The 938-nt window shown below is 66.1% G+C and carries 2 protein-coding genes; both read left to right on the forward strand.

Features of this window, described 5'->3' with window-relative positions:
- On the forward strand, positions 1 to 304 hold a 304-nt coding region (locus tag EN884_RS37110; protein WP_164895468.1), incomplete at its 5' end, for an iron chelate uptake ABC transporter family permease subunit.
- A gap of 6 nt (positions 305 to 310) precedes the next feature.
- On the forward strand, positions 311 to 938 hold a 628-nt coding region (locus EN884_RS37115), incomplete at its 3' end, for a heme ABC transporter ATP-binding protein (RefSeq protein ID WP_128361188.1).

Below are 938 nucleotides of genomic sequence, written 5' to 3' on the forward strand. Positions count from 1 at the left end.
GCTGAAATACACGGCCATCGTCGGCGTCTCCGCCGCGGTCGGCGCATCCGTCGCCGTCAGCGGCGGCATCGGCTTCGTCGGCATCGTGGTGCCGCATCTGCTGCGCCTGCTGATTGGTCCGGACAATCGCTATCTGCTGCCGGCGTCGGCGCTGCTCGGCGCCTCGCTGCTGCTTCTGGCCGATGCGGTCGCACGCACCATCGTTGCGCCGGCCGAACTGCCGATAGGCATCGTCACCGCGATAGCGGGCGCGCCGTTCTTCCTTTGGATCCTGCTGCGCAAGCGCGGCGTGGTTGATTTGTGAGGCTTGATGATCGAGGCAAAGGATGTTTCGGTTGATATCGCCGGCAAGCCTATCGTCAGTGGTGTCGATTTCCACGCGCGGCCCGGCGAGATCGCCGCCGTCGTCGGCCCCAATGGTTCGGGCAAGACGACCTTCCTCAAAGCGCTCTCCGGCGAGCTCGCCTATACCGGCCGCGTTGCCCTCAACGGCCGAGATCTCTCGACGATGAAGCCGGCCGAGGCAGCCGTCCATCGCGCGGTGCTGCCGCAGGCGACGACGCTGTCGTTCCCGTTCACCGTGCGGGAAGTGGTCAAGCTTGGTCTTGTCGGCGGCCGTTCGGGCGCCTTGCCGGGCGAGGATGCGCGGCTGCCGGAACGGGCGCTGGCGCGTGTCGATCTCGACGGCTTTGCCGGCCGTTTCTACCAGGAGCTTTCCGGCGGGGAGCAACAGCGCGTTCAGTTGGCGCGCGTGCTATGCCAGGTCTGGGCGCCGGTGCTCGACGGCAAGCCGCGCTTTCTGTTCCTCGACGAGCCAGTGTCCAGCCTCGACATCAAGCACCAGCTGATCATCATGAACATTGCCCGCGACTTCGCCAGAAGGGGCGGTGGCGTGGTCGCCATCCTGCATGACCTCAATCTGACGGCCATGTATGCGG

The sequence above is a fragment of the Mesorhizobium sp. M7A.F.Ca.AU.001.01.1.1 genome (assembly GCF_004022735.1).
GTDB lineage: Bacteria > Pseudomonadota > Alphaproteobacteria > Rhizobiales > Rhizobiaceae > Mesorhizobium > Mesorhizobium ciceri.